Raw genomic sequence first — 13,074 nt, forward strand, 5'->3', positions numbered from 1 at the left:
TGCCTCATAACCATGGCCGAAAAGCCTGGCCCGTGGCAAGCGCAGTGCTGGACTGCTGCTTGAAACGTTGCTGGATGAAATCCACGCTCAACTCCACCACCCGTCGATACTGCAGGTCGACGGTGATCATGTGGTAGCAGTCGTCGAGGAGTATTTTCACCACCGGACCACCGAGCTTGCGTTCCACATAGTCGGCGTTCCAGCGGCTGGTGATATCGTCTTCGCGCGAATGCACCACCAGTGCCTGGGTGGTGATTTGCGGCATGCGTTTTTTCACTGCCGCGACCAATCGGTGCAATTCGCGAACACTGACCCCGGACATGGTCAACAGCCCGGCATTCCCACTTTCGCCTGCCTTCATTTGCCGCTCGACGATTGCCCGCAGGCGTTCGTCCTTGATGCCGAAGGGGGATTTTTCATTGAAGCGGCACAGGTGTACACCAAAGGGGATCGCCATCAGCAACGGCGTGAGGACAGCCGCCTTGGGCATGTTCCAGCCGTCGTAACGCAAGGTCGTCGAGTACAGCAGCAAGCCTTCGATCTGTCCCGGGTGTTCGGCCGCCAGGTACATCGACAGCACGGCGCCCATGGACAAACCACCGACGAAAACCCGTTCGTGTTTATGGCGCATGCCGCGGTAGGTGTTGCGTGCACTCTCGTACCAGTCGTGCCATCGCGTGGCTTGCAGGTCGGCGTTGTTGCCACAGTGGCCGGCCAGGGTCGGCACGTAGACGGTATATCCCGCTTCCGCCAGGCCCATGGCCACGCGACGCAGCTCCCTCGGGGTGCCGGTCAGGCCATGAATCAGCAACACCGCGACCTTTCCGCTACCGAGAATGTAACCGAGGTTGCCTTCGCCGACGTCGATCGCTGCGGGTGACAGCGTGGCGTTCATCGGTGCATCGCCCGATGCAGCAGGCGATCGAGCAGGGCGATGGCCAGGTCGATTTCCGGGTAGCTGATTTCCAGCGATGGCGCCAGGGTGATCACGTTCTTGTAGTAGCCCCCCACATCGAGGATCAGGCCCAGCCGTGTGCCGTCGATTTCGATGTCGCCCTTCATGCCTTCCTCGACCATGAAGTCCAGGGTTTCCTTGTCCGGTGTAAAACCGTCCGGACCGCATATTTCGCAACGCAGGGCCAGCCCGAGACCATCGACATCACCAATGATCGGGTATCGTTTCTGCAAATCTTTCAAACCGTCGAGAAAATATTTGCCCTTGTTCATGACCATCGCGCCGTAATCGACTTCGCGGGTCATCTTGAACATTTCCAGGCCGACTGCCGTGCCCAGCGGGTTGGAAGCAAAAGTCGAATGGGTCGACCCCGGCGGGAAAATCGTCGGGTTGATCAGCTCTTCCCTGGCCCACAGGCCGCCGAGCGGATTGAGGCCGTTGGTCAAGGCCTTGCCGAAGACAATCACATCCGGTTTGACGTCGAAATGTTCGATCGACCACAGCTTGCCGGTGCGGTAGAAGCCCATCTGGATTTCGTCGACCACCAGCAGGATGCCGTGTTGGTCCAGTACATGCTTGAGTTCGCTGTAGAAGTTCATCGGCGGAATGACATAGCCGCCGGTACCCTGGATCGGTTCGACGTAGAATGCCGCGTATTCGCACTGACTGACTTTCGGGTCCCAGACGCCGTTGTATTCAGTCTCGAACAACCGGGCGAATTGCTTCACGCAGTGGCTGCCGTACTCTTCCTTGGTCATGCCTTTCGGGCCGCGAAAGTGGTACGGAAACGGGATGAAACTGGCGCGTTCGCCGAAATGGCCGTAGCGGCGTCGATAACGGTAGCTGGAAGTGATCGACGAAGCCCCGAGCGTGCGGCCGTGATAACCACCCTCGAAGGCGAACATCAGGCTTTTGCCCTGGGAGGCGTTGCGTACGACTTTCAACGAGTCTTCGATGGACTGCGAGCCTCCCACATTGAAGTGCACACGTCCGTCGAGGCCGAATTTGTTCTTTGCATCGACCGCGATCATCTCCGAGAGCTCGATCTTGCCCTTGTGCAGATACTGGCTGGCGATTTGCGGCAGGGCATCGATCTGCTGTTTCAGCGCATTGTTCAGGCGCGGGTGGGCGTAGCCGAAGTTGACCGCCGAGTACCACATCTGCAGGTCGAGATAGGCCTGGTCGCTGGTGTCCCAGACATAGGAACCTTGGCAGCGGCTGAAAATACGCGGTGGCTCGATGTAGTGAACGGTGTCGCCGTAGGAGCAATAGCGGGCTTCTTTATCCAGAAGGACCTGGTCTTCGGCGGTGGCGATGCGAATATCAGACATGGTGGAAGAGTTCCTGTGCGTCGAATTTGAAAGAGGTGGCGTTGGCGGCGCTGACGCTGGGCAGCAGGGCCAGCAGGGCTGGAAGTTCGGCAAAGCTGTCGAAGCGTGCGTGAGCAATGTCGTGACGTTCGCAGTGCTCGGCCAGGCGATCCTTGGCGAACACGAAGTCAGCGGTGGCAGCCACGCACAGGTCGGACTGGCCGTCGCCGATGACCAGGATCCGGCGGGCCACGGGTGCAGACCTGCACTTGCAATTGCCGGCCGCGGCGCGACAGGCGTCATTGGCATGGGGGAAGTCGATGCGCCAGTGGCTGTGGTCGACCTGGCGCAAGCGGTTGGCGAGGATCGGCAGGAGACTGACGTAGTGGCGCGCCAGGATCCTTGCGATGGCTTGTTCGATGCCGTCGCTGACCACTTCCAAGGATGCGCCCAGGCCAATGACGTGGTCGACGAAGTCGGGGAAGTGCGGATCGATTTCGATGCTGTCGAAGAGGTTGAGCAGTTCGCTTGGCGTGGCCTTGACCAGCGAAAGCTGGCGGCCAAGGCATTCCCTGGAGCCGATGTCGCCCGCGAGCCATGCATTTTCGATCGCTTCCCAGCTCGGGTCGGCGAAACGCTGGAGGATGCTGTCGATCACGTCGGTGCGGGTGATGGTCCCGTCGAAATCACACACGATATGCCAGTCAATCATCTGTTGTACCTATTGGGCAGGGTGCGCTCTGCGCGCTTTCCAAGGGGTAGAGCAGGGACTGTGCCAATCGTGCCCGGCCCCGTGGCATAGGGGGTTTGCCAGGTTTTGTGGTGGGCGCAGCTACAATTTTTGTAGGTCCCTACAATCAACATGAGTGCTTGCGTGGCCAGGGCAATCCGGGGATTGATGCGCGCATGTCCCGCACCAGGAATTGCCTCATGTCGAGGATTGCTTTTGTATTGATCAACGCCCTGGCCTGCCTTTCTGGCAGCGTCATGGCCGATGGCGTCACCGGTGAAGCCGGTCCTGGCTTCAGCTATCAGCCCCGCGAACCGAGTGGTAGTGGGTACCAGACCCGCCCGGTGCCGTACCTCGATCTGGATTGGGGTGAACTCAGCCTGGGCAGCGATGACGGGATGACCTGGGACGCGTTGAGCGCCAGCGGTTTGAGCGTCGGTCCATTCGTCAATTACCTTCCTGGCCGCACCGCCAACGGCCAATTGCAGGGTTTGCGCGATGTGCCTGACAGGGCGGTGACGGGCGGGTTTGTGCAATACGCCCCGGCTGATTTCTGGCGGGTATTCGCTTTTGTCGGTCAGACGGTGGGCAGGCGTGGCAGGGGAGTGTTGGGAAGGGTCGGGGGCGAAGTGGGTTATCCACTGGGTGGTGCAATGATCGGCAGTAATAACCTGACCGCGCACTTCGCCAATGCCCGGCACAACCAGACATTTTTTGGCGTCGATGACGATGAGGCTCGTGCCTCGGGGATTGCCCCGTATAGCGCCGGTGGCGGCTTGCAGAAAGTGACCCTGAGCCAGAACTTCGAGTTTCCCCTGGCGCCGGACTGGTCGCTGCTGAGCAGCGCCAGCTGGACTCACCTGAAAGGTAGTGCAGCGCAAAGCAGTATCGTCAAGGCCGTTGGCGCCCGACGTCAGGGCGAAGTTCAGGCGGCACTTGCCTATAAATTCGAGTGAATCCCGTATCGCCTGCAGGAGCCAGACTTGCCGGCGAACCCTACGACACGCCGTATCAGGCACGCCGCTTTCGCGGGCAAGTCAGCTCCTGCAGGGGCGATGACAATGGTTGGGATCAGGCTTCCTCACCTGCGGCCAACATCACGATCCCTGCCATGATCACCGCCACGCCTACCCAGTGCAGCACGCTGATGTGTTCCCCCAACCACAGCCAGGAACCCAGCAATACGCCAACAAACACTAGCGAGCTCAAGGGAAACGCCAGGGACAACTGGCTGCGGCGCAGGATGAGCATCCACACGAAGAACGCACAGACGTAGCAGGCAATTGCCAGCCAGACCCCGGTGTTTCCTGCCACAGCCACCAGCCACTGCAGGTTGAAGTCCATTTGCCCCAGTTCATCGCCACCGACCTTGGTCGCGATTTGGCCTGCGCTTTCCAACCCGATCAACAGCACCCACAGGACAAGGGTGCCGAGGCGTTCATGCAGCCAGTCGGTCTTGATACGGATCGTCGTGGGTTCTTCATGCATGGACGGCACACACGAGCATGACGCCCGCCGTAATGACCAGCGTGCCGAGCCAGCGTCGTCGGCTGACGTATTCGCCGAGGATCAGCTTGCCCGCCAGCACCACGCCGCAATAGGCCAGCGCCGCCGCCGGAAATAACAAACTCAGTGGTGCCCTGGACAGGGCTTCGAGCCAGATGAAAAATTCGATCACGTAGGCGCCGACTCCGCACCACAGTAGTCGCGCGCTGAACACCTGGCCCCAGAATGCATTCAGCCGAAAACCGCCTTCGAGCGCCGGCAATCGGTCCAGGCCGAGTTTGAAACAGAGCTGGCCAATCACGTCCAGCACAATGGAAATGGCCACCAGCACGATCACAGTGAAGGTCATGGGAACAGCTCCTCCAACAACTCGATCAAGGCCTGGTTGGTCGCGGCATTGCGCAGCAGGTCGGCTTCGCTCCAGCGCTCGGCCGGGGGTTGGTCAGACCTGGCTTCCCAGCGTTTCAGGGCATTACTGAAGCCCGGTCTGGCGTAATCGCCGCAGACGTCGATGCCGAGGATGCGCTTGTCGGCGGCCAGCATGCGAATCGCCTGCAGCAGATGGGTCAGGCGCATTGCGCCCTGGTCCCAATTGGTCGCGGCGTCCTCACTGGCCAGTACATCCTTGTCGATAGTGATCCACACCGCTGGTGTCGGCAGGCTGGCAATCAGTTGCTGGAGAAACGCCGACCAGTCCAGCCCGGCCAGGTTGTGCCAATGCAGCAGGTTTCCCTGTTGACGATGCCCGGCACCCTCGCCGATCAGCCCCCAGATTCGGGACGGCTCGTTCTGCCAGGGAAAGATTTGCAGCACGCCGCGCCGCAGCGCGCGCAAGTTGCCGCCTTTGAGTTGTGGCCTTTTCAGGTCGTCACTACAGGGGCCGAGGGTGACGATACGCTGGATGTTCGGCAGTTTCAGTGCCTGGTTGACCCATGAGCCACAATGCCGGCGCGGCGCGAACCGGACCCAGTCGGGGTGGTTGTCGAAGTGGATCAGGCTAATGGGTTCCGGCAAGTCGGTGAGAAAGGCCGGGGTCAAATGATGGTAGTCGCCGGAGCCGACGAAGAAGATTTCCGGCTGCGGGCCGCTGTGTTGGGGGCGTTGTCGCAAGCGTTCGCAAAAACTGCGCCAGGTTCGCTCGCTGGACCAAAGCCGCAGTTTGGGGCCGAGGTCGAGCAGGTCCAGGCGATTGGCGCGGCCGCTGTCGAGCAACCGCGCAATCGGTGCCTGGGCAGTCAGGCTGTGGTCGAGGTCTAGAATGTTCAAGGTCGGAATCTACCCTTGCCATACCCCTCCCGGACACCGGCTTCATCGATTATGAGGGCCGGCCGAGGGGCTTTAGAGGGTAGGTGCAAGGGACGGGCCAGCAACTGCGGGCAATCCTGAGCAGCTGTAACAAGAGGTTTTGATCAGCCGTGCAGGCGAACCCAGACGCTGACCAGCGCCGTCGCCGCGATCAACCACGCCACCGCCGCCACGGCCAGCGATGCCTCGAGGCGCATGCGATCGACCAGCACATAGAGGGTTGCCAGGTAGATGAAATAAGGAATGATCGACCACATGCCAAACACGATGGTGGTCTTCAAGTCTTCCAGCGAACGACCCTTGCCGACAATGTAATGGGCAATCAGTGCAAAGGTTGGAAACAGTGGCACCAATCCGGCGATGTAATAATTTCTGGTCTTGGCCAGGGCCGCGAGGATCACCACCACCGCCGCGCCCAGGGTTGCTTTGAGAATCAGATCCATCAGTGGCTCAGCCCGTACTTTTTCACTTTGTCGAACAGCGTGGTCTTGGCCATGCCCAGTTCCTGGCTGGCCTGGGTCAGGTTGCCGCCGCTACGTTGCAAGGCATCGCTCAGCAAGTTGCGCTCAAAGGCCTCCACCGCTTCAGCGAACGCCAGGCCTTGGGCGGCACCGCCCGCACCCGGTTTCTTGAATGCCGGCAGGCCCAGGGCAAATCGCTCGGCGACGTTGCGCAACTCGCGCACGTTACCTGGCCAATCGTGGCTCATCAGGTTTGACAGGGTCTGGTTATCCAGTTCCGGTACGTCGCGGTCGAAACGCAAGGACGACTGCTGCAAGAAATACTCGAACAATTGCAGGATGTCTTCGCGACGCTCGCGCAGAGGCGGCAGTTCCAGGGTCACCACATTGAGGCGGTAATACAGGTCGCTGCGAAATTCACCGGCCTTGCTCGACTCGTCGAGATCGGATTTGGTGGCGGCAATCACCCGGCAGTCGACCGCCACGCTTTGGTTCGAACCGAGGCGTTCGAGGGTGCGCTCCTGCAATACCCGCAGCAGTTTGATTTGCAGGGGCAGGGGCATGCTTTCCACTTCGTCGAGGAACAGCGTGCCGCCGTCGGCATGCTCGATCTTGCCGATCCGCCGTTTGCCTGCGCCGGTGAAGGCGTTGGCTTCGTGGCCGAAGATTTCGCTTTCGAACAGGTTTTCCGGCAGGCCACCACAATTGAGCGCCACAAATTGCCGGGTGTGCCGGCGACTGAAATCATGCAGGCAGCGCGCAACCAGTTCCTTGCCGGTGCCGGTTTCGCCCTCGATCAGCACGTTGGCTGAAGTATCGGCAACATTGGCAATGAGTTCGCGCAAGTTCTGCATTGCCGGCGAACGGCCGATGATTCGACCTTCAAGTGAGTCGCGCTCGGCCAGTTGCCGGCGCAACGAAGAGACTTCTCGTGCCAGGCTGCGTTGCTCCAGGGCACGGCGCGCTACATCCACCAGGCGTTCGGGAGAGAAGGGTTTCTCCATGAAGTCGTAGGCGCCTTTCTGCATGGCGCCGACGGCCATGGAGATGTCGCCGTGACCGGTAATCAGCACTACCGGCAAGCTGCGATCGCGGGCCTTGAGTCGGTTCAGCAGTTCCAGTCCATCGATGCCGGGCAGGCGAATGTCACTGATGACGATGCCGGCGAAGTTTTCGCCCACCCGCTCCAGGGCTTCCTCGGCACTGCCGACTCCGATGCAGGGAATGTCTTCCAGGGTCAGTGCCTGCTGGCAACCGAGCAAAACATGGGGGTCGTCTTCGACGATCAATACACTAAGGTCGTTGTTCATATTGGCTCAGCGGAAGTGGGGCTTACCAACGGTAAACTGAGGGCGAAAGCAGTACCACCGCTGGCCGGGTGTTCGACACCCAGGTGACCGCCAGTGGCGGCGGCCAGGCTCGCGGAAAGGGTCAGGCCGAGGCCCAGGCCTTGTTCGCCGGGCTTGGTAGTGAAAAATGGTTCGAACAGGTGTTTGCGTGCTTCGGCATCGATGCCGTGGCCATTGTCCCGTACACGCAGCCGATATTTACCCTCCAGTGCTTCGCCTTCAAGCCACAATTCGGGCTTCGGCTGCGCCTGCATGGCGTCCAGGGCATTGCCGACCAGGTTGACCAGGATCTGCTCCAGACGGGTCTGATCGATCTGCATTTGCACATCGTCGAAGTGGCGATGCACTTGCAGATGGGCGTTTTCCACACGCCCGCCGAGCAATTGCAAGGCGGCGTCCACGGCTTTGCCAAGACAAGCCTGGCCCTTGTCGTCACCGCGTCGGGCGAAGGAGCGCAGGCTGGCGGTGATCCGGCCCATGCGGTCGATCAATTCGTTGATGGTCTTGAGGTTGGTGCTGGCCACATCCAGTTGACCGCGCTCGAGAAACCGCACGGTGTTGCCGGACAAGGTGCGCAGCGCCGCCAACGGCTGGTTCAATTCGTGGGCGATGCTGGTGGACATCTGGCCAATCGCGGCGAGTTTCCCGGCCTGCACCAGTTCGTCCTGGGCACGGCGTAGCGTCTCTTCGGCGTGACGACGCTCGCGGATCTGCCCCTTGAGCCGCTCGTTGCTGGCGCGCAGGTCGGTGGTGCGTTCGGTGATCCGACGCTCCAATTGGTTGTTGGCTTCCTGCAAGGCTTCTCGGGCAGCGAGGCGGGTGGCGATCACTTTGCGTCGCTCGTTCCAGGCGATCAGCAGGAACGCCACAAGGGCAAAGGCCACGGCCACCAGTATCCCCTGGTTGATCGCTTCGCGGCGCAGATCCTGCAGTGGCGTGAGCAGGGTGAAATTCCACGGGGTATCGCTCAAGGGACGCGTCTGCGCCAGGTAGCTGATGTTTTCGTCAGCGGAATCCAGTTCGCTATTGGCGGGGAAGGTGAGTTTCTCCACGCCCTCGGACAGGGTTTCCCGGGCCAACGGTTGCAATTCGTTCAGTGGGAACCAGTAGTACTGGAGACTGCGGGCGAGCTTTTCCTTGGTTTCTTCGCTCAGCGGCACCACCGATTTCAGGCGTCGAGCGGGGTCACTGGAGAGAATGATGATGCCGTTCTCGTCGCTGACGAAGGCTTCCAGGCGCGCGCGTTGCCAACGCTCCTCCATGGCCTCGAGGCGGACCTTGACCACCGCGACGCCGATGATCTTGCCGTGTTCTTCCAGGCCATGGGCCAGGTAGTAACCGGGTTCGCCGTTGGTGCTGCCAATGCCATAGAAGCGCCCGGGCTGGCCACGCACGGCGTCCTGGAAATAGGCACGGAAAGACAGGTCTTCACCCAGGTAGCTGTCGACGTCGCGCCAATTGCTGGTGGCCATGACGCGGCCGGTGGTGTCCATCACGTAGATGGCCCGGCTGCGGCTGCGCCGGTTCAGGCCTTCAAGGTAATCATTGACGGTCTGCCGGTGCTCCGGCGTCGGCTCGGCCAACAGCTTCGAAACACTGGTTTCGAGTTCCAGCAGGCTGGGTAGGTATGTGTATTTGCTGATCTCGCTCTCGACAGCGCGGGCGTGCAGTTCCAGCTGGCGCTGGCCATTTTCGCCGAGGCTGCGAATACCATAGTGCTCACTGGTCCAGAAGCCGATGTAACCCAGTCCGATCATCAGCGCGATGATCAGCGGCGGCAGGAACAAATGACGAATCAGGCGAGGTTTCACGGCGAGTGATGGCGACGTGGCGCGATAGAGATTGGGGTCGCATTTCATCACAGATGCCTTGGATCAACCAGCGTCGGCCTCCTGTAGGAGCGAGCATGCTCGCGATGGTCGTCAACGAAGACGCGTTCATCCTGGATGTACGCGGTGTCCTTGAGATCATCGCGAGCATGCTCGCTCCTACAGAGGGGCGGCCGTGTTGCTGTTAATGTTGCAGGATCTTGTTGAGGAAGTGCTGCGTACGCTCGGCGCGGTGGCTGATATCGCCGAAGAACTCCTCTTTCCTGCAGTCTTCGATGATCTTGCCCTGGTCCATGAAAATCACCCGGTCGGCCACTTTGCGGGCAAAGCCCATTTCGTGGGTCACGCACATCATGGTCATGCCTTCATGGGCCAGTTGCACCATCACATCCAGCACTTCGTTGACCATTTCCGGGTCCAGCGCCGAGGTCGGTTCGTCGAACAGCATGACGATCGGGTCCATCGCCAGCGCGCGGGCAATCGCCACGCGCTGCTGCTGACCACCGGACAACTGTCCCGGGTGCTTGTGGGCGTGAGCCGAGAGGCCAACACGCTCCAGCAGTTGCAGGCCTTTCTTGGTGGCCTCTTCCTTGCTACGGCCCAACACCTTGATCTGCGCGATGGTCAGGTTCTCGGTGATGGTCAAGTGCGGAAACAGTTCGAAATGCTGGAACACCATGCCCACCCGCGAACGCAGTTTCGGCAGGTTGGTCTTCGGGTCGGCGATGGACGTGCCGTCGACCACGATGTCGCCTTTCTGGAACGGCTCCAGGGCATTGACGCACTTGATCAGGGTCGACTTGCCGGAACCGGATGGCCCGCACACCACGATCACTTCGCCTTTCTTGACCTCGGTGCTGCAATCAGTCAGCACCTGGAAGTCCCCATACCACTTGTTGATGTTTTTGATAGAGATCATACGGCGAACCTTTTTTGCAGACGCTTGACCAGCAGCGAGGCGGAAAAGCTGATGATGAAGTACACGAGACCTGCGAAGATCAGGAACTCATTGGAGCGGCCAATGATGTCGCCACTGGCACGCGAGGCATTGAGGAAGTCCACCAGGCCGACGGCGTATACCAGCGAGGTGTCCTGGAACAGGATGATGCTCTGCTGCAGCAACAGCGGGGTCATCTTGCGGAACGCCTGCGGCAGGATGATCAGGCGCATCATCTGGCCGTAAGTCATGCCCAGCGCCTTTGCAGCCCCCATCTGGCCCTTGGGAATCGACTGCACGCCTGCGCGTACGATTTCGCAGAAGTACGCCGCTTCGAACATCATGAATGCCACGATGCAGGAGGTGAACGCACCGATCGGCGTGTCTTCGCCAGTGATCCAGCGGAGCACGAACGGCACCGCCAGGTAGAACCAGGTGATCACCAGCAGCAACGGAATCGAGCGGAAATAGTTGACGTACGCGCCGGCCAGGTTGGACAGCAATTTGTTGTGCGACAGACGGCACAGCGCCAGGATGGTGCCGAGGATGATCCCGCCGATTACGCCCATGGCCATCAGCTTGAGGGTCATGACCATGCCGTTCCACAGGCCAGGCAGGGACGGGATGATGCCCGAGAAGTCGAATTCCATCATTTACCCCCTACGGAAATCAGGCCCGGTACGGCGACTTTCTTCTCGACCAGGCGCATCAGCAACATCAGGCTCATGTTCAGGGTGAAGTAGATCAGCGTGGCCAGGGTGAAGGCTTCGAACAGGTTCGCGGAAAACTCGGCAGTCTGTTTGGTTTGCGCCAGCAGCTCCATCAAACCGATCAGCGAGGCCACGGAGGTGTTCTTGAATACGTTGAGGAATTCCGAGGTGAGCGGTGGAATGATGATCCGATACGCCTGGGGCAGCAGTACGTTCCAGTAGATCTGCGGCAACTTGAAGCCCATGGCGCGGGCAGCCGATTCCTGGCCGCGGGGCAGCGCCTGGATACCGGTGCGCACCTGTTCGCAAACGCGAGCGGTGGTGAACAGGCCCAGGCACACGACAACGCTGAGGAAGGCCGAGGTGGTCGGGTTCAGGTCCTGCTTGTACCACTCTTGCAGGTCGGCAGGCAGCAGGTCGGGTACCAGGAAGTACCAGATGAACAGCTGAACCAGCAGCGGCACGTTACGGAAGAGTTCGACGTAGCAGGTGGCGATGCCCGATACGATGCGGTTCGGCACGGTGCGCATGACGCCCAGGATCGAACCCAGTGTCAGGGCAATGATCCAGGCCGCGATGGCGATGCCGATGGTCCAGCCCAGGCCGGCGATGTACCAGTCGAGATAGGTCTCGCTGCCAACGCCAGTGGACTTGAAGAACACGCCCCAGTCCCAGTTGTAATTCATTAGGGTCTCCCCTTGAGATCAATCGATGTACCCGCTTGGGGGAAGCTCCGTTCCCGCCCGAACGTGATGCTCGGGCACACGCCACCGGCTCGACAGCCACCAGTTCGAGTGTTTCCAGAAATGCCAGCAGGGAGTGACAACCTCCCGAGAGGGCAGTGGCCCTCTCAGGAGATAAGGTTAGTCAGAAATCAGGATTTCTTGTCGTCAGCCGCTTTGTCGGTCGGATTGGCGATCAGGGCCTTGAGCTCGTCGCTCATCGGGAAGTTCAGGTTCAGGCCTTTTGGCGGGATTGGCTGCATGAACCATTTCTCGTAGATCTTGTTGATCTCGCCCGACGCGTAGGTGGCCTTGATGGCGTCATCCACGGCTTTTTTGAACGGCTCGTCGCCTTTGCGCACCATGCAGCCGTAGATTTCGTAGGACTGTGGCGTACCGGTCACGGCCCAGTCGCTGGCTTTCTTGGCCTTGGCCGCTTCACCGGCCAGCAGGGCGTCGTCCATCATGAACGCAACGGCGCGACCGGTTTCCAGCATCTGGAAGGACTCGCCGTGGTCTTTGGCGGAGATGACGTTCATGCCCATCTGCTTGTCGGCGTTCATCGCCTTGAGGATGCGCTCGGACGTGGTGCCGGCGGTGGTCACGACGTTCTTGCCGGCCAGGTCCGGGAAATCCTTGTACTTGGAGTCTGCCTTGGACAGCAGGCGGGTACCGATTTCGAAGATGCCGACGGAGAAGTCGACTTGTTGCTGGCGTTCGACGTTGTTGGTGGTCGAACCGCACTCCAGGTCCACGGTGCCGTTCTGTACCAGCGGAATTCGGGTTTGCGAGGTGACGAGGTTGTATTTGACCTGCAGGTTCGGCAGATCCAGTTCTTTTTTCAGGGCTTCGACGACTTTCAGCTGGATGTCGTGGGAGTAGCCGACCGGTTTGCCGGAAGCGTCCGCAATGTAGGAGAAAGGAATGGAGGCGTCACGATGCCCGAGGGTGATGACACCGGACTCTTTGATCTTCTTCAGGGTGCCGGTGAGTTCGGCGGCGAAAACTGGCGTGCTGATCAGAGCGGCAGCAATGGCTGCGCCCAGGATATGGGGAACGATGCGCATCAAATTTTCCTCGACATTGTTTTTTTTATGGAGCCAGTTCGTCGGCCCTTTTGTGCTTCGAATGCCTGACGGCTCCTGGAGCGTCGGTACAACAAGCATTCGTCCAAGAGTGTAGAGCATGACTCGTGCCAGGCCAGGCTCGATGGCTCAATACATTGATTTATAAGGAGATTAAATATTTATTGAGGTTTTT

14 protein-coding genes are annotated in these 13,074 nt (G+C 60.0%); 1 reads left to right on the forward strand and 13 read right to left on the reverse strand.

The window, feature by feature from the left end:
- Window positions 1-4: 4 nt before the first annotated feature.
- Genes QLG10_RS06445 through QLG10_RS06455 form a run of 3 tightly spaced genes read right to left on the reverse strand, consistent with a single transcriptional unit; the run spans window position 5 to window position 2,977 of the window.
- Window positions 5-883, reverse strand: a complete 879-nt coding sequence (locus QLG10_RS06445; RefSeq protein ID WP_282486295.1) for an alpha/beta fold hydrolase — start codon at window positions 881-883, stop codon at window positions 5-7.
- Window positions 884-891: 8 nt separating this feature from the next.
- On the reverse strand, window positions 892-2,286 hold the full coding sequence (locus QLG10_RS06450; protein ID WP_282486247.1) for an aminotransferase class III-fold pyridoxal phosphate-dependent enzyme: 1,395 nt from the start codon (window positions 2,284-2,286) through the stop codon (window positions 892-894).
- The gene (locus QLG10_RS06455) at window positions 2,279-2,977 is read right to left on the reverse strand and encodes an MtnX-like HAD-IB family phosphatase (protein WP_188264111.1); all 699 of its coding nucleotides are present in this window, start codon (window positions 2,975-2,977) and stop codon (window positions 2,279-2,281) included. Before QLG10_RS06455 ends, QLG10_RS06450 begins: the two co-directional genes overlap by 8 nt.
- Before the next feature lie 218 nt (window positions 2,978-3,195).
- Between QLG10_RS06455 and QLG10_RS06460 the strand changes: the two genes are divergently transcribed.
- The gene (locus tag QLG10_RS06460) at window positions 3,196-3,951 is read left to right on the forward strand and encodes a MipA/OmpV family protein (RefSeq protein WP_282486250.1); all 756 of its coding nucleotides are present in this window, start codon (window positions 3,196-3,198) and stop codon (window positions 3,949-3,951) included.
- A gap of 115 nt (window positions 3,952-4,066) precedes the next feature.
- Here QLG10_RS06460 and QLG10_RS06465 read toward each other — a convergent pair whose 3' ends face one another.
- The 10 genes from QLG10_RS06465 to QLG10_RS06510 form a co-directional block, all read right to left on the reverse strand.
- A complete protein-coding gene (locus QLG10_RS06465) occupies window positions 4,067-4,483 on the reverse strand; it encodes an EamA family transporter (RefSeq protein ID WP_110752731.1) in 417 nt (138 codons plus the stop codon).
- Window positions 4,476-4,850 carry a transporter gene (locus QLG10_RS06470; RefSeq protein WP_110752733.1) on the reverse strand — a complete coding sequence of 125 codons (375 nt, stop codon included), beginning with the start codon at window positions 4,848-4,850 and terminating at the stop codon, window positions 4,476-4,478. Before QLG10_RS06470 ends, QLG10_RS06465 begins: the two co-directional genes overlap by 8 nt.
- Entirely contained in the window at window positions 4,847-5,767 is a 921-nt protein-coding gene (locus tag QLG10_RS06475; RefSeq protein ID WP_282486253.1) for an arginase, read from the reverse strand. The genes QLG10_RS06470 and QLG10_RS06475 overlap by 4 nt, the downstream gene beginning before the upstream one ends.
- A 143-nt stretch (window positions 5,768-5,910) precedes the next feature.
- Window positions 5,911-6,240 (reverse strand): GlpM family protein, encoded by a 330-nt coding sequence (locus QLG10_RS06480; protein WP_177411659.1) that lies wholly within the window; start codon window positions 6,238-6,240, stop codon window positions 5,911-5,913.
- 8 nt (window positions 6,241-6,248) lie between these two features.
- On the reverse strand, window positions 6,249-7,577 hold the full coding sequence (locus tag QLG10_RS06485; protein WP_188264108.1) for a sigma-54 dependent transcriptional regulator: 1,329 nt from the start codon (window positions 7,575-7,577) through the stop codon (window positions 6,249-6,251).
- A complete protein-coding gene (locus QLG10_RS06490) occupies window positions 7,574-9,475 on the reverse strand; it encodes a sensor histidine kinase (protein WP_282486257.1) in 1,902 nt (633 codons plus the stop codon). Before QLG10_RS06490 ends, QLG10_RS06485 begins: the two co-directional genes overlap by 4 nt.
- Window positions 9,476-9,629: 154 nt before the next feature.
- The gene (locus tag QLG10_RS06495) at window positions 9,630-10,364 is read right to left on the reverse strand and encodes an amino acid ABC transporter ATP-binding protein (RefSeq protein ID WP_110752742.1); all 735 of its coding nucleotides are present in this window, start codon (window positions 10,362-10,364) and stop codon (window positions 9,630-9,632) included.
- Entirely contained in the window at window positions 10,361-11,032 is a 672-nt protein-coding gene (locus QLG10_RS06500) for an ABC transporter permease subunit (protein WP_020800743.1), read from the reverse strand. Before QLG10_RS06500 ends, QLG10_RS06495 begins: the two co-directional genes overlap by 4 nt.
- Window positions 11,032-11,778: an amino acid ABC transporter permease gene (locus tag QLG10_RS06505; protein WP_020800742.1), complete on the reverse strand. Its 747-nt coding sequence runs from the start codon at window positions 11,776-11,778 to the stop codon at window positions 11,032-11,034. The genes QLG10_RS06500 and QLG10_RS06505 overlap by 1 nt, the downstream gene beginning before the upstream one ends.
- A 188-nt stretch (window positions 11,779-11,966) precedes the next feature.
- On the reverse strand, window positions 11,967-12,881 hold the full coding sequence (locus tag QLG10_RS06510) for a glutamate/aspartate ABC transporter substrate-binding protein (protein ID WP_020800741.1): 915 nt from the start codon (window positions 12,879-12,881) through the stop codon (window positions 11,967-11,969).
- Window positions 12,882-13,074 lie beyond the last annotated feature (193 nt).

This window comes from Pseudomonas sp. V98_8, assembly GCF_029967975.1.
Taxonomy (GTDB): domain Bacteria; phylum Pseudomonadota; class Gammaproteobacteria; order Pseudomonadales; family Pseudomonadaceae; genus Aquipseudomonas; species Aquipseudomonas umsongensis.